The organism is Clostridium sp. YIM B02551, assembly GCF_022324735.1.
Classification (GTDB): domain Bacteria; phylum Bacillota; class Clostridia; order Clostridiales; family Clostridiaceae; genus Clostridium_T; species Clostridium_T paridis.
In genome coordinates this window covers 120,465-145,936 of the sequence record NZ_JAKGTF010000008.1, presented here as the reverse complement: position 1 = coordinate 145,936, position 25,472 = coordinate 120,465, and the positions used below count along the sequence as shown (strand labels likewise).

Here is a 25,472-nt window from a genome sequence, read left to right as displayed (position 1 = left end):
GTGTTACCACTCTACTTTATGCTAATGTTACCAAATAGCACCTTTGTAAGTAACCTGATGATTACCCTGCAATATAACGGTTGCCCCCGTGACTCCCTAACACTATGATATAAATTAGACTCTAATCATATAGTTCAGAAGACCTACTCCAAGACCATCTTCACAAAATTTTCACTCACTGGCTTTCACCTTTCCCAGCTCTCTTATAAGAGTTTCCATCTTGCTACTCTTCTTTTCCTAGCATTTAATTAAGAAAATATTTTCAGACTATAAATAATATATTATTCCAAATTTAAATTACTGTCAATATTATAAGGTTTTAAAAAATTTATCCAGTATGGGTTCTACTTCTCTAAGATTTCTATTTAATATATCACTTGCTTCAGGCGTTAAAAAATTAAGATATTTTTCAAGTTCTTCAAGCATCTTCTCATTTTCTCTCTCCAAGAGTTTTTTGCCCTCTTCAGTAAGTCCGTAAAAAGTATTTCTTCTATCATTTTCATCTGTTTCTCTATATACAAGATTCTCATCTGATAATCTATTAAGCATAATACAAATACTTGAAGTAGACACTTCTATTGTTTGAGATAACTCCTTTAAGGTTATTCTTTCTTTTAAATTTAATGCAGTAAGAGTCCTAAATTGCTCTACTGTTAATCTAGTATCATATTTATAAGTATTAAACTTTCTAATTAATCTCTTTGTAAGGATTGCAAAATCCATTAAAGTTCTTGCAGTTTCTTTATTATCCATAGGTTCCTCCATTTTTTTGCTTCTTTTTAATTTTACTACATTATATTATAAATTTACATAAATTCTTAAATTCAATCATCATTTATCAAATTTTTTTAAAATCAATTATATTTCCTTATTGTAAGGTTCTAATAATTAAATAAATATTGTATTATAGTATATATGGTTTTAAGTTCAACTATTAACTTATTTATGTAAGTATAAGTTAAGTTTCCTATAAAAAAACCTATAATTGAAACTAATGAAATCTAACATTTGGAGGTACGTTATGAAGATAAGACCATTACCTAAGATCGGACTAAGAAATGTTAAAACTGCACTATCCGTATTAACATGTATATTATTTTTTGAAATAATACGCTGGGGTGAATCACCATTCTATGCCTGCATTGCCTCAGTAATATGTATGGGTGATTCAGTTGAAAACTCTATGAAAGCGGGAAAAAACAGATTAATAGGCACTTTAGTTGGTGGATTATATGGCATATTTTTCATATTTATATATCCTTTTGTTCCAATACCTCTACCATTACTAGTTAGCTTAGGAATAGTAATTGTTATATATACTGGAGTTTTAATAAAAAAACCTGCCTCTGTATCAATTAGCTGTGTAGTTTTTCTAGCTATAACCACCAATCTGAAAGGAATTACGAGTTATGGTTATGCAGTCAATAGAATTGTCGAAACTGCTGTAGGCATAATCATTGCAATCTTCGTAAATAAATATGTTAATTTTCCTTCTAGAGATGACTCGCTGTCTGACTAGTTATATTCATAATAAGTCAAGAGGAGCTCAAATATATTTTGAGCTCCTCTTTTATATTTCTATCCTATACTTCCTCTTGCTTTTCCCATTCTAACTATCCATTCATTTAGGATTTTTAATTCTTCAGTTTTACTTGAAAGAACATCTTCTTCAACACCCATTAAATGCATTACTATCGGCTTAGTTGTTTTTAATAGAGTGTGATAGAATTCATTATCATTAAGGTAATCGAAATCTACTCCTAAGTCTAAAATATCATTTGCTAATTTTAAATCTTCCGCATATTCTAGTCTAGCAGATTCATCTATTATTTTCTTTGGAACCTTTGCATTTGCAAATAGAGCTGCAAATCTAAAATCCTTTCTTATTTGTGGGTAGAATTCTTTAAGCTTATCTATTCCTTCTTGTCCGTACTTTTCTTTTATTTCTTTAAGACCTCTTCCCATTCCTAAAAATTCTGGTGGCATACCTAAAGTATACATAGCTCCAGTATAAGATATTGCTCTAGGTACTGAGTATTCTACATTTAAATCAATAGAAAGTAATTCTTCCTTTAACTTAGGATCTTTTACCCAGTTTGCAATCTTATCTACTTCCGGAAGTTCTCTTGAATACTCAAGACCTGTTTTAGTCTTAGTTAATCTATCTCTATTCTTAGGAATAAAGTCAGATACGAAAGATACTGTGTTTATTATTTTTAAGAAAGTTGTCAAGTAATGTTTTGAAAATATACCTATGTATTCTTTCATTAACTCTATATCTTCCTCTGAGAAGCTTCTAGGCACTGACTTTTCTATACTACTATTAAGCTTATTTACAGCTTCTTTTGCCTTTTCAGGACCATGGTCATATCTTAAAGCTGATTGAAGAGTAAAAGTTTTAACTCCACCATATGTTTTAATCATGCTATCAACATTTTCAGCAGTAAAATGTCCTCTAAATGGAAGTGATCCGCAACCTAATATTGGTGCTACTTCCACATCATGTTCTTCTCCCCACTTATATGCCTTATCAATTGCCATAAGTACAGATAAAACTCCTGATATTAATCCATAGGACATTGCTGAGTCAGAACGCGCAAGCATGAATCTTAAGGAATCAAATTTAGCTCCTTTCTTCTCTGATGCATGATAAAACTCATCAAATATCTTATCTATATTTACTAATGCTGGTACTCCTTCAACTAGCGGAATTATTCTTATTGAGTTTTCTTCAAACTTTATATCATAATTCTTATTTCCTAATTCAATAACTGAATTAACTCTGTCTTGAAATTGACATACTTCTTCGCCTGTCTCAACCATTGGCACAACTACTTCTTTTATAGCTTGATATCCTGTGTGTTGATAAGCTTGAACGTTTGTTTCAACTATTGACATTATACTCATTAATTGTCTAAATACTGATTCTTTATTTGCATTAGGAATTCTAGGTGTAATAGCTACATCTTTTCCTGGAATTATTCCTTTTCCTATTAACCCTAAAGCTACTTGAGATGTTTGATGATATGGTGTCAATTTTCCTTCAAAGTCAATCATTATTTCATCTATTCCAAGACCCCCATCTTTTTGGAATGTTAATCCCTCTATAGCCTCTTGTGGTTCTTGTTGTATAGATACATATGTATCTACATTATCTGGATGCTGCGTCATCATTGAGTAAGGAATTTTATTCATAATGTACCCCCAAATGAATTTTTATTTATCTTATAGTTTCAATTTTAACACATATTTTAATAATGTAAAGACTTTGAGCGTTACATATGCAAGTTTATTTTTTTCAACTTGCAACATGTAATTAATTTCATATATTTTTATAAACTCTTATAAGGTACCTGATTTAATTATGCTTACTATAAGCCACAAGCCTAAAATAGCTGCTACAAAATATCCCGCTAAACCTATTAGCGACATTCCATAAATTTGTATAGGTCCTTGATTGTATATTATTAATGAGGAGCCAATAATCATGGCTGCAATGATCATTGAAAATACCACTCTATTTACCATTTTATTTAAAGCTTGAATTGATTTGTCTAAGTCTTCAACCTGAAGTAAAAACTTAGCTCTTCCTCCTTTTACACTATCTACAAGTTCCAAAAATTTCGTTGGTATAGAGAAGGTACTCTTAGCGAAATCATATGCTCTATATATTAATTCTTCTCTAGTCATATCTTTTAGAAAAAAGAACTTATTTCCGCTGCTTATGGTATTCATAAGCAATGTTAATATATCAACGTTAGGAGATAACTCTGTAATTACCCCCTCAAATATCACCATGCTTCGAGCTAGAAGTACAAGATCTCTTGGCATCAATATATTATTTTTAGACGAAATAAGCATCAACTCTTGCAGCATTTGAGAAATTTTTATGTTTTTTAAGGAGGTGCCTAAATATATATCTAAAAAGTTTTCTACATCCATATAAAGGACATTTCTCTCTACCTTTCCATTCTTAACTCCAATTGATAGTATAAAATCAACGATTTTATTAATATCTTTAGTTCCTAATGCTATGATAACATCATTTAACGATGCTTTGATTTCTGGAGAAATTTCTCCCATTATTCCAAAGTCTATAAAACATATCTTCTTCTCAGATATAAATATATTTCCTGGATGAGGATCACCATGAAAAAAACCATCTTTAAAAACCTGTTTAAAATATATCGAAACTAATTTTTGAGATATATCATCAAGATCATATCCCTTACTTATTAATGTCTCCTTATCATTAATTTTATAACCTTCAATCTTTTCCATTACCAATATCTTTTCTGTACTAAATTCATTAACTACATCAGGTACTCTAAGAGGTATTACATTAATATTGTTTTCTTTAAACTGTTTTAAATTTTCCCCTTCAATTCTAAAGTCCAACTCTTTTTCTGTCATTGCTTTTATTTCATTTAATGCTTCTAAAGGATCAACTAAAGTTTCTTTTATTCTTCCTTTTATAAGTCTAGCTAACCGAATTAATATCCTCATATCCTCTTCCATTAGCTTTTTGATGTTTGGTCTTTGAACTTTAATAACAACTTTTCGCCCATCTCTTAATATTCCTTCATGTACCTGTGATACTGATGCTGATGCTAATGGAACTTCGTCGAACTCCAAGAAGCATTCATTTATTTCCTTTTTCATTTCTTCTCTAAATACATTTTTAACATCTTCAATAGACATTTTAACTGCATCATTTTGTAGCTTCTTTAACTCTATAATATACTCTTCTGGAACAATATCTGGTCTAGTACTTAAGATTTGCCCTATCTTTATAAAGGTAGGACCAAGTTTTTCAAAAGCTTTTCTAAAATTTTCTGCTTGTTTCTTTTTATCTTCGGCTTTATTATCTTTTATCAATCCAATTCCATAGTATGTAAGAACAGATATAATCTGTCTAAATCTATCTAAAGTATACTTTTTCACTTGCTCCTCCCACCTTTACAAAACTTTTAAATATAAGATAAGAGGATGTTATTATAATGATCTTATCATTCTTTGACATCCTCTTGATTACTTTGTGCTTTTAAACAGTCTTCTGTTCTAAAGCCTCTATTCTCTTAACTAATTCATTTAATTCTTCTCTTTTTACATAACCAAGGTCTCTTAGCAATCCTTCTACATCTTCTCTATTTAATGGTTTAACTTCTTTTGCTTTATTAGAGAAGTTTGTCTTTAATTCCTCAGTTAATTCTTTTCCGTCCTCAACTGTTATTCTACCTTTTTCAACTAACTCGTCTATTACCTCAGATGCCTTCTCATAAGTAGTTGATACTGCTCCAACTCCTGCTAGTAACAGTTTTTTAACTTCACTTATCATAAAATCATCTCCCCTAAACTTATTACCTATATTATACCACTTTTGCAAAATTATAATGTAACTTTTTATAATTATGTTTATCTTTGAAAACTTATTTCATAAATTCTTCTATTTCTTCAACTTCTTTTATCATATTCTTTGTCAAAACCTCATTACCATCTTCAGTAATAAGCACATCATCTTCTATCCTTATTCCAATTCCTTCTTCATTAATATATATACCTGGCTCTACAGTGAATACCATACCTGGTCTAAATTCCACATTTCGCTTTCCTACATCATGAGTATCTAAACCTAAACTATGTCCTATAGAATGCCAATAATATTTTCTAACATCCTCTTTATCTTCTATAAGGCCTAGCTTTACACATTCCTCACCAATCCATTCAGTGGCTTTATCATTAATATCCTTAAAGCTAACTCCTGGTTTTAATTCTTTTATTACTTTTTTATTTACTCTTAAAACTGCTTCATATACTTCTTTTTGCCTCTCTGTAAACTTACCGTTTATTGGGAAAGTTCTAGTGATATCCGCATTATAATATTCACATTGTGCCCCTAAATCAAAAAGGATTAAATCTCCATCCTTCATTTCTGAATTATTGTTAACATAGTGAAGTATAGTAGCATTCACACCTGCAGCTGCTATTGTCTTAAATGCAAAATCCTTAACGCCTCTTCTTTTACAATTAAAATCAAAGTATGCCTCTAATTCATATTCTTTTAAGCCTGGCTTAGAGTTTTTCATTAAAAGTTCAACGCCTTCAACAGTTATATCTATTGCTTCACTAATATATTTTATTTCTTCTTTACTCTTTATCATTCTAATACTAGCAATTTCATTATAAATATTCTTAATTTCCTTATCAGGATATTTAAACTTTAGTTTTTTTGCAAATTCCTCTTCTAGTGTAGCTCTTTGAGTATAGCTATCCCTTTCCAAGTTAAGATATACTGTTTCAATACCTTCCTTAAACATATAACTGTGAAGTTCATCCTCAAAATCTTTTGTATATTGTATTTCTTCGAACGCGCCTCTTTCCTTTGCTTCATTATCTCTAATAGATTTCCCTACCCATTTTTCTAGCTCCAAATCTGGTTCCTTAATAAACAATATCTCCTTGTCTTCTTTTCCTTTAACCAAAAGTAAAATTATGTCCTCTTCATCTATTCCTGTAAGATAATAAAAATTTCTATTCGGAGTAAACTCATAAGCTTCGTCTGCAGTTTTTTTAGGAGCCTTACCTGCAAAAAGAAGCGCCATACTATTTTCCTCCATATGTTTGAATAATGCTTCTCTATTCTTTTTAAAAACTTCTGCTTTCATATAATTAAACTCCTTTACGTTTTTTATTTACAATAATTATATCATACAAAATTACCTGTAAAAGTAAATTAACTTCATTTGTATTTAAAGTGCTTTTTATATATAATTAACCTCAGACGAGAATAGTTATGCATCTTAAACTATGAGGAGATTTTTATTATGATAAATAAAAGCAGTATTAAAGAAGTATTAAGTTTAGCTCTTCCTGCCGTAGGAGAGATGATTTTATATATGATGATATGGGTTTTTGATACAATGATGGTTGGAAAATATGGAGGAAATCTTTCAGTTAGCTCCGTAGGATTATCTTCAGAAATTATTACTACTTTTTCTAACATACTCATTGCTTCTGGTATATCTATTGGAATAACTTCCTTAGTTGCGAGAAGTATAGGTGCAAAAAAAAGTGAACGAGCTGAACAATATGCATCTATAGGTTTCTTATTAACGCTTATAATAGGATTTTTTCTTTCACTAATATTCTTCTTTTTCTCAAAAGAGATTCTTACTTTAGCTGGTGGAAATAATGATGTAGTTTCCTTGGGAACAGGATATATGAAGATAGCCTCGATAGGTATTTTCTTTTCAATGTCAATGAATGCTCTTAATGGTGCATTAAGAGGCTCTGGTAATACTAAAATTCCTCTAATCGCATCAATTATAATTAATATAATAAATATTTCTCTAGACTATATACTTATTTGGGGTAGATTTGGACTTCCTGAGTTAGGCATAAATGGAGCTGCTACTGCTACTTGCATAGCTCAAATTGTAGGATTTGTTTTTATATTCGTATATGTATTTAAATTTTCTAAAATCAGGCCTAGATTTAAATATATTGTAGAGCTTCAAGGAACTAAACTTTCTTCTTTAGTTCGTCTATCTATACCTTCAGCACTTCAAGAAAGTGCCTTCAGCATAAGCAGACTTTTAAGCAATATATTTATTATTTCACTTGGAACTATCTCCTTTGCTTCAAACCAGATTGCCACCACAATAGAATCAATAAGCTTTATGCCTGGTTGGGGCTTTGCTGTTGCTGCAACAACATTAGTGGGCCATAAAATAGGCGAAGGAAATTATAAAAAAGCTAAGGAATATGCTAACACTTCTATTTTCTTAGGCGTTATTATAATGCTATTTTGTTCTTTGTTGTTTTTAGTAATTCCTAATACTCTTATTAACCTATTCATTACATCATCAGAAAGAGAAGTTATCACCTTAGGAACTTACTGTTTAATGATTGCATCAATTGAACAACCCTTCATGGGAATATCCATGATTGTTGGTGGCGCATTAAAAGGCATTGGAGATACTAAAACCCCATTTAAAGTTGCGATGTTTTCCTCTTGGATTATAAGATTACCTCTTATGTATGCTGCTATTTATGTATTTAGACTCCCTGTTACTTTTGTATGGATTATAACTTCAATTCAATGGGCAATAGATGGAACTCTAGTTTATACTTTATATAAAAGAAAATTTAACAAATTATATTCTTAACTTTAACCTTCATAAATTTATCCTTGTAATATTAAAACTATTTAATTCATAGTATGTAATTAGTAAGTTTATTTTATATAGCCTTAATATGCTATATATAGGAGGAGTAATTTATGAAAAGTTTGAAGGAAACCTTTGAAACTATAGGTATTAAACAAGTATTAAATTACATCGAAAAAGACCCTGAGAAAAATATTCCCAAGGTATTAAACTGGGTAGAAAAGCTTGATAAAGGAGATATTTATCACGGTGCCTATGAAACTATTCGTGAAGGAATCTCTGATCCCAATAGCAATTGGAATACTCTTATTAAAAGCTTTTATACCGATATTAATCCCTCGGTAAGGAAGAAAATTTTTGTTAACTTTATAGTGAAGTCTGCAATTTTAGGAACTGAACGAAGAGAATCTCTAAAAGCTAAATATGATTGCAATATTCCTTGGGCTATATTAATGGACCCAACCTCTGCCTGCAACTTAAAGTGCATTGGCTGCTGGGCTTCAGAGTATGGTAATAAGTTGTCTATGGATATTAATACACTTGATAAAATTATTTGCCAAGGTAAAGAACTAGGAATATATATGTACATATATTCTGGCGGTGAACCCTTAGTTAGAAAGAAGGATATTATTTCTCTTTGTGAAAAACATGATGATTGCATATTCTTAGCTTTTACAAATGGAACACTTATTGATGAAGACTTTTCAAATGAAATGCTTAGAGTTTGCAATTTTATACCAGCCATAAGTGTTGAAGGCTTCGAAGCTGAAACAGATATGCGTAGGGGAAAAGGAACCTATAAAGCAGTTATTGATGCTATGAACTTATTAAAAGCAAAAGAACTACCTTTTGGTTTTTCAACTTGCTACCATAGCAAAAATACTGATGTTGTTGGCTCGGAAGAATATTTAGATCTAATGATAGAAAAAGGGGCTAAGTTTGGTTGGTACTTCACTTATATGCCAGTAGGAGTTAACTCACCTACCGACCTTATGGTTTCAAATACTCAAAGAGAGTTCATGTATAATAGAATCAGAAAATTTAGGGAAGAAAAACCCGTATTTACTATGGACTTCTGGAATGATGGCGAATATGTCGATGGTTGTATAGCTGGTGGAAAGTGTTATATGCACATTAACGCTAATGGAGATGTTGAGCCCTGCGCTTTTATTCACTATTCAAATACTAACATTAAGGAATCTTCTCTTTTGGATTCATTAAAATCACCTCTTTTTATGGAGTATAGAAAAAATCAACCTTTTAACTCTAATCATTTAAGACCATGTCCATTACTAGATAACCCAGATTATTTAAAGGAGATGGTTAATAACTCAAAGGCTAAATCTACCGATTTAATGGAACCTGAAAATGTAGATTTTCTTACTTCAAAGTGCACTGAAACCTCAAAAAGATGGGCATTAACTTCTGATGAACTTTGGAAAACTTCTCAAATAAAGAAGTGTGAAAAATGTAATAGATGTAGTTAATTATAAAAGGTGTTTCCAAAACTTATTTGGTAAACACCTTAAATTATTATTATTCTATTTTTTCCAGTCTTAATGTTGCTTTATTAACTAATATATTGTAACTAATTACGATTCCTATAATTAATGCTATTACAACAATACTTATTCCAAATAAATTTGATACTGCAAGTGAACCTGCTACATAAAGTATTATTGAAACTATAATTATTAACAAAGTAACACCCATTGTTTTTAGAACATTCAAGTTATTCTTTACTGCTTGTTGTTCACTTTCCCATTCTAGCTTAGGTGCATAAGTATCAATTATTACACCTAAAATACAAATAAGTGCAATTACTATCTCTCCAGCTAGAAAAGCCCCAATAACTACAAGTAAATTCGCTTTAAATATAACTAATCCTAACGTGCATATTAAATTTGTTATACTACTTAATAAAATAGCAACATATACCTTCGCTAATAGTTGAGTCTTCTTTGTTGTAGGCAAATACTTTGTAACAAATATTTCTTGTCCTTCTCTAGATATAGCTGTTGATGCTATAGAATTAGCACTTACAAAGAAAGCCATGGTTCCCATGTACCCAGCTAATATTATCAAAGAAACACCTGTACTAGATATTAATTTAATGACTTCCCCCATTCCATTTGATGCTCCTCCAAGAAAAGGAATTACAAAAACTATAATTGGCAATACCAAAGTACTAATACAGTTAATAACATAAGATGGAGTTCTAAGCAATACTTTAACTTCCCTCTTCATCCAAGTGACTAACTGAGAATTTTCCTTAAGTAAATTCTCTTTTTGTTTATTAGATAAAATCTTTTTATTTGAGTTAGACTCTGATATTCCTACTACGCCTTTAATATATAGTGTATCTGCTAGCTTATACAAAACAAACATAATAATAGCAATAATCAATACTAATAATCCTATATTAATTAAGCCTTTTCCAGTAGAGCTCTCTGTTAATGCATAAGTTGAATACTTTACATTAAAAAATATAGTGGTCATTCTATCAAAAATGGATCCCTGCCCAAATATAGCTTGAATATCCTGGGGATTATCAACTTTAAACCCGTTCCCCATTCTTTGCATTACTACATTTATACCTAACCCTAATATTATCCCAAAGAAACCAACTATAACCTTGAATGCATCCTTGTGTTTAGATAAATTAGTAAATCTCATTAGTACAAAACTCAGTATTGTCCCATAAGCTATTGGAACTATAGGCAAAGTCAATAATACTATTATTGAGTACAAATAATATATAATACCTGCTCCACTTATTACCCCGTAAGTAATTACTGCAGGAACAATACATGCTAGTATTATATATTCGTAGAATAACAAGGTTAAAAACTTTCCTATCACTATATGGGATGGCTTTATGGGTAATGGCAATAACCATTCTACATCTTGAGAAAAATAAAATATACTTATTATCCCGGTTATTCCAAATATGAATACTACTGTTGAAGCTGCATTAAATAATGTGCCTAAAATCAATTCTTTTTGATTTAATTGTACTAAAGGTTCATATATAGCTGATACTAAAATAGTAATAGGCACAGCTATACTAACTAAAAGTATTAATATAGCAATTACAGTTGCTACTTTTTGACCTGTACCTTTTAAACTTGCAGTAAGTCCATGAAGAAAGTTTTTAAGAAAGAATTTAGTTAATACCCATAGCTTATTCATTTTCAGTCATCTCCAAGAACATTTTTTCCAAGGATTCATCTACTGCAAATTTGTCTTTAATTTCATCTAATGTTCCACAGAATAAAATTTTCCCTTTATTTATAATAGCGACTCTATCACATAGCTTTTCTGCCACCTCAAGGACATGAGTTGAGAAAAACACATTTTTCCCTGATTCAGCATGTTCTTTCATCATTTCTTTTAATATAAATGATGATTTAGGATCTAACCCTGTCATAGGTTCATCAAGAATCCAAACTTCTGGATTATGAAGTAGTGCACCCATCAAAATTATCTTTTGCCTCATTCCATGAGAATAGCTTTGAAGCTTATCTCCTAATGCATTCTCCATTGAGAAACGTTTCGATAATTCATCAATCTTAACACTTCTCTCTTTGGAAGGGACATCATAAATATCTGCCATAAAGTTCAAATATTCTATACCTTTCATCCTAAGAAACATATCTGGATTATCTGGTACATACCCAAAACTTTTTTTATATTCTAATGGTTTATCCTTTAAACTTAAACCATTAATTAATATTTCACCTTTTGTAGCTTCTATGATTCCTGTAATCATCTTAATAGTCGTGGTTTTTCCTGCCCCATTGGGACCTAAAAATCCAAATATTTCTCCATCTCTTATCTCAAGGGATATGTCATCTACAGCATTTACTTTTCCATTATAACTTTTAGTTATTCCATTAATCTCAATCACTCTTATCACCTCAACTTCATTATAGCTTAGCAATATTAAGAAAATCTTAATTTTTCCTCAAAATTTTAATAAGTGATATTTTTATAATAATATTTTCACCATAAGTATAGATAATATAATTGCTGTTATATCTGCCATTACTGCTGCCCATAAAGTATGTCTTATCTTTTTAATTTTAACTGCTCCATAGTATACAGTTATGGTGTAAAATATTGTTTCTGTAGTTCCCATGAGTACAGATGCTACTAGACCTATATAAGTATCTGCACCATAATTTTTTATAATGTCAGTAAATACCCCTACTGCTCCGCTTCCTGATAATGGCTTTATTAATACTAATGGAAGTATCTCTTTTGGTAATCCAATTAATGAAGTAATAGGTGACAATATAAAATTAAGTATATCTAACAAGCCTGCTTGCCTAAATATATTAACGCCTATAATCATCGCTAAAAGATATGGAAATATTCTCATACATACCTTTGCCCCGTCTTTTGCCCCTTCCACAAACCACTCATAAACTTTTTTGCCACTTATCATACCGTAAGTTATTATAATAAAAAATATTATCGGAATTATACTCAAACTTAAATATTTAATCATATTCCCCTCCTAAAAATACCTTTGAAGTATTTTTGAAGCAACAACTCCCACAACCGCTGCTCCTCCAGTTGCAACCATTGCTGGTATTATTATTATGGCTGGATTTTTTGAATCACAAGCTGCTCTTATAGAAATTATGGTTGATGGAATAAGCTGAATGCATGCAGCATTTAACACTAAGAACAATGCCATATCATTAGAAGCTTTAGATTTGTCTTTATTTAATCTTTGCATCTCTTCCATTGCTTTTATTCCAAAAGGGGTTGCCGCATTTGATAATCCAAACATATTTGCTGTTATGTTCATGACTATGGCACCTAACGCCTTTTCATCTCTGGCTGCATCCTTAAATATGACTCTTAGTATTGGCCTTAGTACCTTTGCTAATTTTTCTGTTAACCCACTTTTCTCTGCAACCTTCATTACTCCACACCAAAAACACATCATACCTAAAAGTCCGATAATAAGTTCAACAGATGCTCCAGAGGAATCTACAATACCTTTACTTATCTCTGCACCTTTACCTGTAATAAGCCCTACTATAATTCCTAAAGCAATCATAAAAAACCAAATATAATTTATCATTCTACACCTCATTTACTTAAATATTCTTATTTATGATAATCTGATAAAATATATGCCTTGAAGCCTTAGTTAATACGTGATAGGATTTAATTATAGATTAAAGATGCATAATCTATATTACTTTAAGCTAGATTATTAAATATCAAGGAGACTTATTTATGGAAGAAATCAAGTTAAAATTAGCACAACAAGAGGTTGATGAAGCTTTAGCAACTGTTGAGTCTATGGAACAAGTAATTGACGAAGAAAATTCAAAAGAAATATTAAAAGAAAAGTTCTTTACTCTTTCTCAAAAAGTACAGGAATTAGAAAATCTATTAAAAACTGAAGGAATACTATAAAATTTCAATAGAATACTCTATTAAGCAGTAAATTACCCATAAAATCATTTTTTGATTTTATGGGTAATTTATTTACGTTTTATTATTAACTTTAGTAAATTTTATACCTACTTCCATTAACTCTTAAGAACTCTCTATGCTTCTTATATTCTCCATCAAAAGTTTCAACTAACATCCAGAAGTTCTTTGAATGATTCATCTCCCTTAGATGACAAAGTTCATGAATCATTACATAATTTATTACTTCCTCCGGCATCATTATAAGCCTATAATTCAAATTAATATTTCCCTTAGAAGAACAACTTCCCCATCTAGTATTTACATCTTTAACCCTTACATCATTAAATTTAAACCCTAGTGTTTCTGCTTTTTCTACTAACATCTTAGATAAATACGCTTTCCCTATCTTCTTGTACCATTCAGTTAAAAGATTTTTTATAATTGTCTCTTTACTTTTTTCTTCATTAAAAATAAATACTTCTATTTCATTCCCCGTATATTTCAATCTATTATTAGACTCGTATATATATTGAAGCTTTATAGGAATCTTTTCTCCTAATAAAAATACATATCCTTTCTCTAAAATACCTTTTTCCTTCGATACTTTTGCTTCAAGTAGCTTCTTTTCAATAATCGTTTTATTTAAATTAACTATCTCTTCAATATATTTTTTTGTAGTATATTTGGGAACAAGTACAATTATCTCATTTTCCTCTGATATTTTTATAGCAATTTTCTTTCTTCTACTATTTCTCACTATTTTATAATCCATATATTTAATCCTTAAAAATAAGTAGACTTATCATATTCTTAATGATAAGTCTACCTTAATTTTCTAATAAAATTCAAAAACTATTTGCAACTTTCTCTTTCAATTAGTTCATGCTCTAAAACATAGTGAGCTTGATCTATTGGTTTTTGATTTATTATCTTTATTAACATTCTCATAGCAACAGATCCCATATCATACATTGGTTGAGCTACTGTTGTGATTTTAGGATAGAAAAGTTCTGCTACAGATATGTTGTTGAATCCAATTACTTTAACATCTTCAGGTACTTTTATACCTTTATCTCTTAAAGCATTTATTGCTCCCATGGCAACTTCATCTGATCCGCAAACTAATCCATCAAGCTTTTTACCTGAAGATAATATTTCATTTATTCCTTCATAACCAGTATTAGCTTTTAATGATTTGAAGAAAGTAAGCTTCTCATCAACATTTACATTTGCTTCCTTCAGAGCTTTTTCATATCCATTGTATCTTTCTGCCCAAGCATTTAAAGCTTCTTTTTCCATTCCTATGTATCCAATATTTTTTAGTCCTTTATCAAGCAGATACTTTGTAGCATCATAAGTTGCTTTAACATTATCAATAATAACACTTGGAAGTGTTCCTTCTTTATCCTTAGTTTCTACAAGAACTGTCTTTAAGTCCAATTCATTAATTAAATCTAATGTTTCGTCTTGTAGTGATGAGCTCATATATAGAACTCCATCAACCATTTTTTCTTTAAGTACTTTTAAGTATTCTTTCTCTTTTTCTCCATCAAAATCAGAGTTGCATAGTATAACATTATAATCGTAAATATTTGAAACGTCTTCTGCTCCTCTAACTACTTCTGGATAGAATTGACTTGATATGTCCGGAACTAATATTCCTATAGTTTTGGTCCTTTGTGTTTTTAAGCTTCTAGCTACTATATTGGGTCTATAACCCAATTTCTTTATAGCATCTAAAACTTTCTTTTTTGTTTCTTCATTTACTACATCGATATCATTTAAAACTCTTGATACAGTAGCTATAGACACGCCCGCTTCTCTTGCTACATCTTTAATAGAAGTCGCCATTAATATCACTCCCATTCACTTATTTATTACAGCTTTATAATTAACAATATGAAATTCACAGTCTCATTAAACGTTTTCCTACTCTAATTATACGAAATGCAATTTGCGTTTTCAATTGTTTTCATAACATAATTATCATTTTAACAATAATAAATAAAAAATCAACCCTTATTTTTATATTCGAGGTTGATTTTTCTAACAATTATACGTTTGCATTAATTTAATTATTAAGGAATTGGAGATACCCTCCAATTCCTTAGGTTTATTTAAGAATTAATCTTTACTTATATCTTCTCTACAGCCATATTTAGCTTTTCTCCATTAATATTGCTTTCTGCATAATTCTTATCTTCATTAAAGAATATATTTTCAGTTAAAGTTTCCTTTTTAATATTTTCTTCAAACTTTTTAGCAACATTTTGTAGCATATCATTACCAGCTAGATATAAGTTAATTTTATCAGCTACTTCAAAGCCACTCTCTTTTCTCATATTTTGTATCTTTGAAATAATCTCTCTTAAATGTCCTTCTTCTTTTAATTCTTCAGTTATAGTGGTATCTAAAACTACACCTATTGAACCTTCTCCTGCAAAGGCATATCCCTCTAATCCTTGCATGGTTACAAGAAGACTTTCATTGTTTAACACTATTTCATTTCCTTCAATTGATATAACTTCTTCTCCACCAGATTGAATCTTTTGAGCAAGTTCCATTTGATCTCTTGAAGCTATTTCTTTTCTTATTGCAGGAATCATCTTACCATAAGCTTTACCTAGTACAGGTAGATTTGGCTTTATTTCAAAATTAACATATTTTGATAAGTCTGCACCAAAATCAATATTCTTTATATTAAGTTCATCCTTTATTATATCCCCATAATATACTGGAAGTGATGCAGTAGAAACTAACATTTCACCAAGTGGCTGTCTGTTCTTAATGTTTGCAGTATTTCTTGCGCTTCTTCCCATCTTAACTATTGCATATGCTAGATCCATTTCATTTTCTAATTCATGGTTAACTGCTGATGCATCATATTCTGGCCAAGTGCATAAATGAACACTTTCTGGGGCATTATCATCCAATGAAACTACTAAACTTTGATATATAGCTTCAGTCATAAATGGTACAAATGGAGCTGCTACTTTTGTTAAAGTTACTAATACCTTATATAACGTTGTATATGCACCAATTTTGTCTTCATTTAATTCTGTAGTCCAATATCTTGCTCTATTTCTTCTTACATACCAATTTGATAACTCATCAACAAAATCTTCTATATCTAAAGCTGCTTGAGTTATCTTATATCCTTCTAAATTCTCTTCTACAGTCTTTATTAAAGTATTTAACTTAGATAATATCCATTTATCCATAACATTATCTGATTTAAAATCAGCATATTTTGTTGCATCGAATTTATCTAAATCAGCATATAGAACATAGAAAGAGTAAACATTCCAAAGAGTGCTTAAGAACTTTCTTTGAGTATCTGCAACATCATCCTTTGAGAATCTTGTTGGTAACCAAGGTGCACTAGCTGTATAGAAATGCCATCTTGTAGCATCTGCTCCCACTGAATCCAAAACATCATTTGGAGCTACAACATTACCCTTAGATTTTGACATCTTTAATCCTTTTTTATCTAAAACGTGTCCTAGTACTATACAATTTTCAAAAGAATTTTTATCAAATATAGCTGTTGATATAGTTAATAGAGTATAGAACCATCCTCTTGTTTGATCTACAGCTTCTGATATAAATTGAGCTGGGAAATTTTCTTCAAATAATTCTTTATTTTCAAATGGATAGTGTAATTGTGCAAATGGCATTGATCCTGAATCAAACCAGCAATCTATAACTTCTGCATATCTCTTCATTTCTTTTCCACACTTATCACATTTCAAATGAACATTATCAATGAATGGTTTATGAAGCTCTATATCTTCAGGAACATTAATTCCCTTTCTCTTTAGCTCTTCTATACTACCTATACATTCTCTATGTCCACATTCACATTCCCATATTGGTAGTGGAGTTCCCCAATATCTATCTCTTGATATACCCCAATCTATAACATTTTCAAGGAACTTACCAAATCTTCCTGTTCTTATGTTATCAGGATACCAATTTATCTTATTATTATTTTCTATTAGCTTATCTCTTAATGAAGTAGTTCTTACAAACCAGCTATCCTTTGGATAATATAATAGTGGAGTATCACATCTCCAGCAATGTGGGTATGAGTGAAGGTGCTTTTCTGCCTTGAATAATTTATTATTTTCCTTTAAATATTCAACAATACTTTCATCACATTTCTTAACAAATTTTCCTGCCCAAGGAGTAACTTCTGGTTCAAATTCACCTTGTGCATTTACTAAGTTAACTAATGGAAGATTGTATTTCTTACCAATTAAGCTATCCTCTTCACCGTAAGCTGGTGCAATATGAACTATACCAGTACCATCAGATAAAGTTACGTAGTCACCATGAACTACATAGAAAGCTTTTTCTTCAACCTTGGCAAATGGTAGTAATTGTTCATATTCTGTTCCTAAAAGCTCTTCGCCTTTAAATTCTCTAATTATTTCATAATCTTCGCCTAAAACTTTTGTAATTAAATCTTTAGCTAATATATATACCTCATCATCCTTTTTAACTTCAGCATATACATATGCTTTGTTGATACATAAAGCCACATTTGATGGTAATGTCCATGGAGTTGTTGTCCATGCTAGTATATATTTATTTTCTTCTCCCTTAACTTTAAACTTACCAATTGCAGTTAAGTCTTTTACATCCTTATATCCTTGAGAAACTTCATGTGAAGACAAACCTGTTCCGCATCTTGGGCAATATGGCATTATCTTGTGACCTTTATATAAAAGTTCCTTATCCCACATTTCTTTTAATGCCCACCATACAGACTCAATATATGAATTATGATAAGTTACATATGGGTTCTCCATATCAACCCAATAACCTATTTTATTGGTCATTTCTTCCCACATGCTTACATAACTAAATACACTATCTTTACACTCTTGAACAAACTTTTCTACTCCATAATCCTCTATTTGTTCCTTACCTGAAATTCCTAATTTCTTCTCTATTTCAAGCTCAACTGGAAGACCGTGAGTATCCCATCCTGCTTTTCTTATTACTTTATATCCCTTCATAACTTTAAATCTTGGGATAATATCCTTCATTACTCTTGTTAAAACGTGACCTACGTGTGGCTTACCATTAGCAGTTGGAGGTCCATCATAAAAAGTAAAAAATTCTCCTTCTTTATTCATATCGAAGTTTTTCTTAATAACATCTTTTTCTTTCCAAAGGCCAGCTATTTGGTTTTCCATATCTACAAAACCTTTAGATGTATCAATCTTTTTGTACATAACTTTTATCTCCCTTCTCGGAATTGTAATAATAATTTCAGAATAAAAAATAAAATAAAAAAAACTCCATCCAATTGGACGAAGTTATATTCGCTATACCACCATTAGTTTAACGCTACTAAATAAGTTTTGAACTATATCAAAAAACTTAGTAGTTATCTCAAGTACTATCATACTCTATCCTTTAACGCAGGCCAACGGGAAAAGCTTACTAGGAATTTCAACTGTGAAACTTAACTTAAACTTGTTAGAAAATTGCGGTTTCTGGCGATTTTCTTGCACGTTTAAGTTGTAGTTGAACTTGAAATTCTAAAGAGTTTAGTTACAAACCTCTAACTTACACTTTTAATGTATAAATTATTGACTCAATTGTAAAACTCTATATGATATTGTTCAGCCTCCAACTCCCAGGTGATTTTCCTTAAACCTAGCTATGACTTTCCACCATACAGTCACTCTCTAAAAACTAATATTTTTAAGTACTTGCCCTGTTCATAGTCTCTAGAGAAATTATATACTAGGGTTTTTAAATTGTCAACGAAGTGGTAAATATTTTAATTATGTAACTGATAATTTTTATTAATTAATATTGACTTTTGTTGAGCGGTATGTTTTAATATAGTTACAGAAAGAAATCCCCCACTCTCCCAATACTTTAATATACTTAAAGAAAATGTGAGGTAAAATTTGACATGGATAATAACTTAAATGAAGAAGTTTTAGATAAACTTACAAAGGTTTGCTTATGTAAAGCAATCCCTAGATCCAAAATTAAAGCAGCAATAAGGAACGGTGCTACTACCGTTCAGGAGGTACAAAGAGCAACTGGCGCTGGATCCGGTGGTTGTTCAGGAAGAAGATGTACCCCTAAGATACAAGAGCTAATTGATAAAGAATTAGCTATGAAATAACCAATATCTCCCCTTATCGTATTGGTAAAAACATTTTATATCTCCCTATTTATATTATGGAGTCTCAAAAATATTTTTGAGGCTCCATTTTGTTTGTATTATATAAATCTATTAACGCCTAAAGCAATTTATTTTCCTTATTCCTTTCTAAGCCAACCTAAAATATTCTCTCCATCACCTAATGTATATTTACCATCTTTTATAGTAAGCTTTATATCTTCTCTTGTCTTTTCATAGACATTTTGCTGTATTACCTCTATACTGTTGTTCTCAACTTTTGTTACTATTGCAACATGTCCATATTTGCCTTCTGAAAAAACAATTATATCTTCCTTTTTAGGACTTATCTTGCTCCCATTCTTATATTGTATTAATCCTCTTTCAATATTTAACTCTCCATCCTCAATTCCATCTTTATAGAAATCCTTTGCATTTCCTTTTGTAGAGTTCATCTTAAAATTTTTAGCGTAATAATAATATCTAACTATAAATTCTGGACATTGCCATTTATAACCGAATATATACCCATCCTTGCTTTCACTAATTCCATGAGTAGCTAGTATATCCTTTCCATTAGAATAAACTTTTACTCCATTAAAACTATCTATACCCCTATTTGATGTTCTTGTAAGTATAAATGAAATTAAAATTGAAATTAAACATACTGATAACACACCCACTATTAAGAAAGTTATTAATTTAAGTTTATTTAGAAATCTATATCTAGTATTCATTTAAGTTATCCCTAAAACTCCATGATAGTGGATGTCTCGGGTACCCCCTTAAACTCATTTCACCAACTACAAATACTTTCTTTTCTTCCTTAGCCTCCAGTATACATTCTCTCAATATCTTGAGAACACTTTCAATTCTTTCATTATAAAGTGTCTCCATTCCTTTTATTGGTTCTCCCCATGCCAGTATTATTTTTTGTGATTCTCTTATTGCATTTTTTATTACTTCATCATTTCTTATAGGAATGTCCCCCTGACCTACTACACCTCTATTTCCTACTATATAATGTTTATAATCCTTATCTAATTTTCTATTTATCATATCACTATTCAAATCATGTTCAACAAATAGGTTTACCATTATGAGTTCCCTTACTTTTTCCTCAGGACAAATCTTTAACTTAAAATATTTAAAAATCCTTTTTGTTACCTTGTTACAATGTCCATCTTGTACTCTATATGGATTTCTCCCAATAACTAAATATGTTCCCCCATCTTTATTACCAAAACTTATACCTATTCTAAAACATCTATCTCCATCCTTATCATATATACTATTTAATAAATGTTTATAATGATTTTTAGGATATCGAAATCCCCCCATCTCTTTACTCCTTTATGTCTATTATAATTATTAATATACAATATGAATAAAGTGTGCTTAATTATGTGCTTAATTACATAAAAAAGAAGATAAAAATATTTTAATTAATATTTTTATCTTCTTAAAATTATAGTTTTCCTAGAAGTTCTTTAATAATATCTACCTGATTAACTGTAAGGCCCAAAATCTTCCCCATTGACCTAGAGTCATATCCTTCATGAATATACCACTTAAAGCTTTCCAATTTTTCTGGACTTGTAATATAATCCTCTACCCTGCTTGAGTCATCTTCTGATATATCTTTTAATTCTGAACTAATTTTATCATAAAGATTCATTTCCTTTATTTTATCCCAAGTCATAAAAAAATCCCTCCTTTCTACCTATACTTAGTATGTGAGAAGGATGAGATTTTTATAATAATTTATTCAATATTAGTTTCTAATTTTTTCAAAAGTGTCTTACTTATTAAAACACATATTCCAATCTGTATTATATACCCTATAATTGCTATTGCAGTAAAGTCAGCTATAGCTCCATAGATACCATTAATTACCCCTGCAGCTAAATATACATATATTGCTTTCTTCTTCCACATGAATATTCCTATAATAGCTACTAAAGTTATTAAGGATAAAATAGTTGATATTACAATCTGCATAGGTGTTAATGGAGTATAGAACTGTGCAAATGTAGGCTGATCTTTCAGTATTTGTTGCATACGTTGCTCATTAAAATATGTTGAAAGACCTAGAAATGAAAAAATACCTTGAATAACTAAAATTATAGTAATAAGTATACCTCTCTTCCTTTTCTCCATGTAAGAATCCTCCTTAAGTTTATATAATTAATAATACGATAAGTAAAAAATATAGTAAATAGGCAACATATATAAATCAAGTACTCTATATGCTATAATCTAATGTGAATTTATATTAAGGAGTGAAATTATGATTAGTAAGTTCTATTTAAATAAAGGCATTACAAAAAAATCACTTCATGGTCGCCCATGGATATACATAAGCGAAATCAACGAATATGATGGAGACTATGAAAATGGTGATATTGTTGAAGTTTATGATTCAAAAGGAATCTTTATTGGTAAAGGTTACATAAATGATCGTTCAAAAATAACTATTCGAATTTTAACGAAAGACATTGAAGAAGAAATAAATGAAAACTTCTTTAGAGAAAAGCTTCATATGGCATGGAATTATAGAAAAAAAGTTATCGACACTTCCAGCTGTAGATTTGTTTTTGGTGAAGCTGATTTCCTTCCAGGACTCACTATTGATAAATTTGAAGATTATTATGTACTTCAAATATCTACATTAGGAATGGATAAATATAGAGATATAATTGTAAAATTACTTGTGGAAGACTTTGGTGCTAAAGGTGTTTACGAAAGAAGTGATATAACTACTAGAGAAATTGAAGGACTAGAACAAAAGAAGGGCTTCTTAACAGAACCTTTTGATACCATGGTTCAGATAATTGAAAATGGTGTTAAATACTATGTTGATATTGAAAATGGTCAAAAGACAGGATTTTTTCTTGATCAAAAGGAAAATAGAAAGGCTATCCATAGAATATGCAAGGATGCTGATGTATTAGATTGCTTTACTCATACTGGTTCTTTTGCTCTAAATGCAGGTATTGCTGGTGCTAAGTCAGTATTAGGTATAGATGTTTCTCAGCATGCTGTAGATTTTGCTAGAAAAAATGCTGAACTTAACGGTTTATCTGATACAGTAAAATTTGAATGCCATAATGCTTTTGATATCCTTGCTGATTGGTCAAAAGAAGGTAAAGAATTTGATGTTGTAATTTTAGATCCACCTGCCTTTACAAAATCAAGAGATACCATTAAGGGTGCAAAAAGAGGATATAAAGAAATTAACCTACGTGGTCTTAAAATGGTAAAGAAAGGCGGATACTTAATAACTTGCTCTTGTTCTCATTATATGAGCCAAGAACTTTTATCTGAAACAATTATGGATGCAGCTAAAGATGCTAAAAGACAACTTAGACAAGTAGAATTTAGAACTCAATCTTGTGATCATCCAATACTTTGGGGTTCAGATGAATCATATTATTTAAAATTTTATGTATTCCAAGTAGTTTAGTTTAGTTTAAAGCAGAAATCAGAGATGGTTTCTGCTTTATTTTTTATAATAAGCAATAAATTTTTTCAAAAACTACTTTATACTATAGAGTAGTCTATAGTATAATATTTACAGGAGGTGTGATTATTGGAAATTCATAAAGAGATGCTAAAAGGATATATTGAAAGCATAATTCTTTCACTCCTTACAAAAGAAGATTTATATGGTTATGAGATTTCAAAAAGAATAAGGCTAATAAGCCAGGATAAATTTGAAATAAAAGAAGGTACTCTATATGTAGTTTTAAAACGATTAGAGAGTAATGGTCTAGTCTCAACCTATTGGGATGATAGTGAAAGCGGTGGTGGACGAAGGAGATACCACAAGATAACAAATGAAGGTTTAAGTTATCTTAAACTCAAGAAAGAAGAATGGACATTTTTTAGAGATATTTTAGATCTATTCTTTAAGGAGGTATAAGAATGAAAGAAATAGACGATTACATCGAATCTTTATATAAAAATTCCAAAGAAAATTCAAAAGAAGTAAAAGAATTAAAGGATGACATGAAGACTCACTTAATTGAAACAATAGAAGAATTAAAAAGAGAAGGCAAAAACCAATCTGAAAGTATAAAAATAGCTCTAGATAGATTTGGAGAAACATCCGTGCTAGAAGATGAGTTATCTGAAGTAGTTCCCATTTATAAGAAAAGCGTGAATTCTATATTACTTTTATCTATTGGAGCATTAGTAATATTATTTTCACTAATCATATTATTAATTTCAGAACTTAGTTTTGGTGGATTAAAAGGAATAATAGTTGTATTTTCGTTCCCTCCTACCTATTTAATCATTAGAAGTGCAACCTTAAAAAATCAAACTAAAACAGAACATAAATTTAATATAGTAACCGAATTATATAAATTTATTTTTATATATTATATTAGTGTACTCATTGGCAAAATGCTATTTCCGATATATACTTATCCCAACTTTAGTAATCCACCTATATTTGACATAGGACTTATACCTATTAAATGGACTATCCAAAATGTTACTACAGGACTTAAACATGGTTTAACACTAAGTTATATATTGATTAATCGTATACGTGCTATTGCTTTATTTATACCTTTAGGATTTTTAGCTCCTATAATCTACAGTAAATTTAGAAGTCTAAAAAAATCTATTTTACTAGGATTAATAACCTATATAATATTTTTACTAGCAAACATTCTTCTAACATTGATTGGTATATCTGAACTTAAATATATATTAATAAGTGTGGATATGTTATTGCTTAATCTTTGTGGTGTGTCAATAGGATATTTATTATATTCTTTATGCAAGAATATATACAAGTTAAATCCGTATAAATACTATATATCCTTATGTTCTTTTTTTGTTATAAATATATATTTCTACGTTTTTTTAATACGTATGTAAAATTAATCAGCTAAAAATATAGGGTAGAATAACCTCCTAAGCCATTCTACCCTAATCTTTTTCCTAAAATCAGTTAAAAATTCTGTAATTGCATAACTCAATATCATTTGAGCTAATATATTGTTTTACACTATCACTAGTTAATGTATCTAACTCTTTAGCTCTTTGAATTGCATATGCACTATTTCTAAGAATGTATTCATCCAAATATCCTGGATGACACATCAATTCTAGTATTTCTATATTTTTATTTTTCTCCATAATATCAATAAATCCTTCTGGCTTAATATATGGTAAGTCATAGAAATATCCGATAAATCTATCCGTATGCTTTATTTCACTAGGCATCTTTTTATCTTTATCTTCTAATAGCCTAAGTGGAAGTTTGTATTCTATAGCCAATTCTTTAACTACTTCGAAAACTTTTTCTATAGAATGGATGTGATGATGAGCATCAATATGGGTTGGATTAATTCCAAAGGAAATAAATTTCTCCATTTGACACTTAAACTCTTTTCTAACATCTTCAATTTTTAGGTTCTCTTCAATTTTTGAAATCTTCTTAAACTTTCCATACTCATCCACTAAAGAATCTACCCCTTTAGAGAGTGGATATCCCGCAGTTAATACCAGATGTATTCCTATGCCTAAATCTGGATAGTCCTTTGCAAGTTTAGCTGCCCATTCCGCACATGGCATATTACACATCATTGTAGTAGAAGTAATTATGCCATTTTTGTGACCTTCTATAATTCCTAAACTTACAGCTTTTGATATTCCAAAATCATCTGCATTTACTATTAATCTCATTATATTTCCCC

25 protein-coding genes and 1 other annotated feature (1 of these 26 only partly in view) are annotated in these 25,472 nt (G+C 30.1%); of the genes, 8 read left to right on the top strand and 17 right to left on the bottom strand.

Annotation, left to right across the window (positions count from 1 at the left end; all coding sequences use genetic code 11):
- Positions 1–248: a binding site (T-box leader), on the bottom strand (it extends 18 nt beyond the left edge of the window).
- A 61-nt stretch (positions 249–309) separates the two neighbouring features.
- Positions 310–753, bottom strand: a complete 444-nt coding sequence (locus L1S47_RS11205; protein WP_238883643.1) for a MarR family transcriptional regulator — start codon at positions 751–753, stop codon at positions 310–312.
- 268 nt (positions 754–1,021) lie between these two features.
- On the opposite strand from L1S47_RS11205, the gene L1S47_RS11200 reads away from it, so the two are divergent.
- Positions 1,022–1,519, top strand: a complete 498-nt coding sequence (locus L1S47_RS11200) for an aromatic acid exporter family protein (RefSeq protein ID WP_238883642.1) — start codon at positions 1,022–1,024, stop codon at positions 1,517–1,519.
- Between the two features lie 59 nt (positions 1,520–1,578).
- Here the strand turns inward: L1S47_RS11200 and ppcA are convergent, their stop codons facing one another.
- From ppcA to L1S47_RS11180, 4 genes are all read right to left on the bottom strand, one after another.
- Positions 1,579–3,195 carry a phosphoenolpyruvate carboxylase gene (gene ppcA, locus L1S47_RS11195; RefSeq protein WP_238883641.1) on the bottom strand — a complete coding sequence of 539 codons (1,617 nt, stop codon included), beginning with the start codon at positions 3,193–3,195 and terminating at the stop codon, positions 1,579–1,581.
- A 147-nt stretch (positions 3,196–3,342) separates the two neighbouring features.
- Entirely contained in the window at positions 3,343–4,944 is a 1,602-nt protein-coding gene (locus L1S47_RS11190) for an AarF/UbiB family protein (protein ID WP_238883640.1), read from the bottom strand.
- Between the two features lie 100 nt (positions 4,945–5,044).
- Positions 5,045–5,338 carry a phasin family protein gene (locus L1S47_RS11185; RefSeq protein WP_238883639.1) on the bottom strand — a complete coding sequence of 98 codons (294 nt, stop codon included), beginning with the start codon at positions 5,336–5,338 and terminating at the stop codon, positions 5,045–5,047.
- 91 nt (positions 5,339–5,429) lie between these two features.
- Positions 5,430–6,665, bottom strand: coding sequence for an aminopeptidase P family protein (locus L1S47_RS11180; RefSeq protein WP_238883638.1), 1,236 nt, complete (start codon positions 6,663–6,665; stop codon positions 5,430–5,432).
- Positions 6,666–6,821: 156 nt separating this feature from the next.
- Here L1S47_RS11180 and L1S47_RS11175 point away from each other — a divergent pair, with 156 nt between their 5' ends.
- Together L1S47_RS11175 and L1S47_RS11170 are read left to right on the top strand one after the other, a co-directional pair.
- Positions 6,822–8,168: an MATE family efflux transporter gene (locus L1S47_RS11175; protein ID WP_238883702.1), complete on the top strand. Its 1,347-nt coding sequence runs from the start codon at positions 6,822–6,824 to the stop codon at positions 8,166–8,168.
- Positions 8,169–8,281: 113 nt separating this feature from the next.
- On the top strand, positions 8,282–9,655 hold the full coding sequence (locus L1S47_RS11170) for a radical SAM protein (protein WP_238883637.1): 1,374 nt from the start codon (positions 8,282–8,284) through the stop codon (positions 9,653–9,655).
- 49 nt (positions 9,656–9,704) lie between these two features.
- On the opposite strand, the gene L1S47_RS11165 is transcribed toward L1S47_RS11170, so the two are convergent.
- The 4 genes from L1S47_RS11165 to L1S47_RS11150 form a co-directional block, all read right to left on the bottom strand.
- A complete protein-coding gene (locus tag L1S47_RS11165; protein WP_238883636.1) occupies positions 9,705–11,360 on the bottom strand; it encodes a hypothetical protein in 1,656 nt (551 codons plus the stop codon).
- The gene (locus tag L1S47_RS11160; protein WP_238883635.1) at positions 11,353–12,078 is read right to left on the bottom strand and encodes an ABC transporter ATP-binding protein; all 726 of its coding nucleotides are present in this window, start codon (positions 12,076–12,078) and stop codon (positions 11,353–11,355) included. The genes L1S47_RS11165 and L1S47_RS11160 overlap by 8 nt, the downstream gene beginning before the upstream one ends.
- An 81-nt stretch (positions 12,079–12,159) precedes the next feature.
- Entirely contained in the window at positions 12,160–12,681 is a 522-nt protein-coding gene (locus L1S47_RS11155; RefSeq protein WP_202766799.1) for a spore maturation protein, read from the bottom strand.
- Positions 12,682–12,690: 9 nt separating this feature from the next.
- Complete coding sequence (locus tag L1S47_RS11150; RefSeq protein ID WP_238883634.1) at positions 12,691–13,266, bottom strand: nucleoside recognition domain-containing protein; 576 nt, start codon at positions 13,264–13,266, stop codon at positions 12,691–12,693.
- A 158-nt stretch (positions 13,267–13,424) separates the two neighbouring features.
- Here L1S47_RS11150 and L1S47_RS11145 point away from each other — a divergent pair, with 158 nt between their 5' ends.
- Complete coding sequence (locus L1S47_RS11145; protein ID WP_238883633.1) at positions 13,425–13,607, top strand: hypothetical protein; 183 nt, start codon at positions 13,425–13,427, stop codon at positions 13,605–13,607.
- Between the two features lie 91 nt (positions 13,608–13,698).
- On the opposite strand, the gene L1S47_RS11140 is transcribed toward L1S47_RS11145, so the two are convergent.
- The 3 genes from L1S47_RS11140 to ileS all read right to left on the bottom strand — a co-directional run bounded on the left by L1S47_RS11140 (position 13,699) and on the right by ileS (position 18,850).
- Positions 13,699–14,379 carry a M48 family metallopeptidase gene (locus L1S47_RS11140; protein WP_238883632.1) on the bottom strand — a complete coding sequence of 227 codons (681 nt, stop codon included), beginning with the start codon at positions 14,377–14,379 and terminating at the stop codon, positions 13,699–13,701.
- An 80-nt stretch (positions 14,380–14,459) separates the two neighbouring features.
- Complete coding sequence (locus tag L1S47_RS11135; protein WP_238883631.1) at positions 14,460–15,458, bottom strand: LacI family DNA-binding transcriptional regulator; 999 nt, start codon at positions 15,456–15,458, stop codon at positions 14,460–14,462.
- A gap of 284 nt (positions 15,459–15,742) precedes the next feature.
- Positions 15,743–18,850, bottom strand: a complete 3,108-nt coding sequence (ileS, locus tag L1S47_RS11130) for an isoleucine--tRNA ligase (RefSeq protein WP_238883630.1) — start codon at positions 18,848–18,850, stop codon at positions 15,743–15,745.
- 692 nt (positions 18,851–19,542) lie between these two features.
- Between ileS and L1S47_RS11125 the strand changes: the two genes are divergently transcribed.
- The gene (locus L1S47_RS11125) at positions 19,543–19,761 is read left to right on the top strand and encodes a (2Fe-2S)-binding protein (RefSeq protein WP_202766793.1); all 219 of its coding nucleotides are present in this window, start codon (positions 19,543–19,545) and stop codon (positions 19,759–19,761) included.
- Positions 19,762–19,898: 137 nt separating this feature from the next.
- Here the strand turns inward: L1S47_RS11125 and L1S47_RS11120 are convergent, their stop codons facing one another.
- From L1S47_RS11120 to L1S47_RS11105, 4 genes are all read right to left on the bottom strand, one after another.
- Entirely contained in the window at positions 19,899–20,495 is a 597-nt protein-coding gene (locus L1S47_RS11120) for a CHAP domain-containing protein (protein WP_238883629.1), read from the bottom strand.
- Positions 20,485–21,099, bottom strand: a complete 615-nt coding sequence (locus L1S47_RS11115; RefSeq protein ID WP_238883628.1) for a DUF1643 domain-containing protein — start codon at positions 21,097–21,099, stop codon at positions 20,485–20,487. The genes L1S47_RS11120 and L1S47_RS11115 overlap by 11 nt, the downstream gene beginning before the upstream one ends.
- A gap of 127 nt (positions 21,100–21,226) precedes the next feature.
- The gene (locus L1S47_RS11110; RefSeq protein WP_202766790.1) at positions 21,227–21,460 is read right to left on the bottom strand and encodes a hypothetical protein; all 234 of its coding nucleotides are present in this window, start codon (positions 21,458–21,460) and stop codon (positions 21,227–21,229) included.
- Between the two features lie 62 nt (positions 21,461–21,522).
- Positions 21,523–21,918, bottom strand: a complete 396-nt coding sequence (locus L1S47_RS11105) for a hypothetical protein (protein WP_202766789.1) — start codon at positions 21,916–21,918, stop codon at positions 21,523–21,525.
- Between the two features lie 130 nt (positions 21,919–22,048).
- Here L1S47_RS11105 and L1S47_RS11100 point away from each other — a divergent pair, with 130 nt between their 5' ends.
- The 3 genes from L1S47_RS11100 to L1S47_RS11090 all read left to right on the top strand — a co-directional run bounded on the left by L1S47_RS11100 (position 22,049) and on the right by L1S47_RS11090 (position 24,651).
- The gene (locus L1S47_RS11100) at positions 22,049–23,224 is read left to right on the top strand and encodes a class I SAM-dependent rRNA methyltransferase (protein ID WP_238883627.1); all 1,176 of its coding nucleotides are present in this window, start codon (positions 22,049–22,051) and stop codon (positions 23,222–23,224) included.
- 126 nt (positions 23,225–23,350) lie between these two features.
- Positions 23,351–23,683, top strand: coding sequence for a PadR family transcriptional regulator (locus L1S47_RS11095; RefSeq protein WP_238883626.1), 333 nt, complete (start codon positions 23,351–23,353; stop codon positions 23,681–23,683).
- A 2-nt stretch (positions 23,684–23,685) separates the two neighbouring features.
- Positions 23,686–24,651 carry a VanZ family protein gene (locus L1S47_RS11090; protein WP_238883625.1) on the top strand — a complete coding sequence of 322 codons (966 nt, stop codon included), beginning with the start codon at positions 23,686–23,688 and terminating at the stop codon, positions 24,649–24,651.
- Positions 24,652–24,720: 69 nt separating this feature from the next.
- Here L1S47_RS11090 and chbG read toward each other — a convergent pair whose 3' ends face one another.
- A complete protein-coding gene (gene chbG / locus L1S47_RS11085) occupies positions 24,721–25,461 on the bottom strand; it encodes a chitin disaccharide deacetylase (RefSeq protein ID WP_238883624.1) in 741 nt (246 codons plus the stop codon).
- Between the last annotated feature and the right edge of the window lie 11 nt (positions 25,462–25,472).

Excerpts from the sequence above, each read along its gene's own strand:
- L1S47_RS11205 (WP_238883643.1), bottom strand. The coding sequence starts at position 753 with ATGGATAATAAAGAAACTGCAAGAACTTTAATGGATTTTGCAATCCTT.
- L1S47_RS11200 (WP_238883642.1), top strand. The coding sequence starts at position 1,022 with ATGAAGATAAGACCATTACCTAAGATCGGACTAAGAAATGTTAAAACT.
- ppcA (WP_238883641.1), bottom strand. The coding sequence starts at position 3,195 with ATGAATAAAATTCCTTACTCAATGATGACGCAGCATCCAGATAATGTA.
- L1S47_RS11185 (WP_238883639.1), bottom strand. The coding sequence starts at position 5,338 with ATGATAAGTGAAGTTAAAAAACTGTTACTAGCAGGAGTTGGAGCAGTA.
- L1S47_RS11180 (WP_238883638.1), bottom strand. The coding sequence starts at position 6,665 with ATGAAAGCAGAAGTTTTTAAAAAGAATAGAGAAGCATTATTCAAACAT.
- L1S47_RS11170 (WP_238883637.1), top strand. The coding sequence starts at position 8,282 with ATGAAAAGTTTGAAGGAAACCTTTGAAACTATAGGTATTAAACAAGTA.
- L1S47_RS11165 (WP_238883636.1), bottom strand. The coding sequence starts at position 11,360 with ATGAATAAGCTATGGGTATTAACTAAATTCTTTCTTAAAAACTTTCTT.
- L1S47_RS11155 (WP_202766799.1), bottom strand. The coding sequence starts at position 12,681 with ATGATTAAATATTTAAGTTTGAGTATAATTCCGATAATATTTTTTATT.
- L1S47_RS11150 (WP_238883634.1), bottom strand. The coding sequence starts at position 13,266 with ATGATAAATTATATTTGGTTTTTTATGATTGCTTTAGGAATTATAGTA.
- L1S47_RS11145 (WP_238883633.1), top strand. The coding sequence starts at position 13,425 with ATGGAAGAAATCAAGTTAAAATTAGCACAACAAGAGGTTGATGAAGCT.
- L1S47_RS11140 (WP_238883632.1), bottom strand. The coding sequence starts at position 14,379 with ATGGATTATAAAATAGTGAGAAATAGTAGAAGAAAGAAAATTGCTATA.
- L1S47_RS11135 (WP_238883631.1), bottom strand. The coding sequence starts at position 15,458 with ATGGCGACTTCTATTAAAGATGTAGCAAGAGAAGCGGGCGTGTCTATA.
- ileS (WP_238883630.1), bottom strand. The coding sequence starts at position 18,850 with ATGTACAAAAAGATTGATACATCTAAAGGTTTTGTAGATATGGAAAAC.
- L1S47_RS11125 (WP_202766793.1), top strand. The coding sequence starts at position 19,543 with ATGGATAATAACTTAAATGAAGAAGTTTTAGATAAACTTACAAAGGTT.
- L1S47_RS11120 (WP_238883629.1), bottom strand. The coding sequence starts at position 20,495 with ATGAATACTAGATATAGATTTCTAAATAAACTTAAATTAATAACTTTC.
- L1S47_RS11115 (WP_238883628.1), bottom strand. The coding sequence starts at position 21,099 with ATGGGGGGATTTCGATATCCTAAAAATCATTATAAACATTTATTAAAT.
- L1S47_RS11110 (WP_202766790.1), bottom strand. The coding sequence starts at position 21,460 with ATGACTTGGGATAAAATAAAGGAAATGAATCTTTATGATAAAATTAGT.
- L1S47_RS11105 (WP_202766789.1), bottom strand. The coding sequence starts at position 21,918 with ATGGAGAAAAGGAAGAGAGGTATACTTATTACTATAATTTTAGTTATT.
- L1S47_RS11100 (WP_238883627.1), top strand. The coding sequence starts at position 22,049 with ATGATTAGTAAGTTCTATTTAAATAAAGGCATTACAAAAAAATCACTT.
- L1S47_RS11090 (WP_238883625.1), top strand. The coding sequence starts at position 23,686 with ATGAAAGAAATAGACGATTACATCGAATCTTTATATAAAAATTCCAAA.
- chbG (WP_238883624.1), bottom strand. The coding sequence starts at position 25,461 with ATGAGATTAATAGTAAATGCAGATGATTTTGGAATATCAAAAGCTGTA.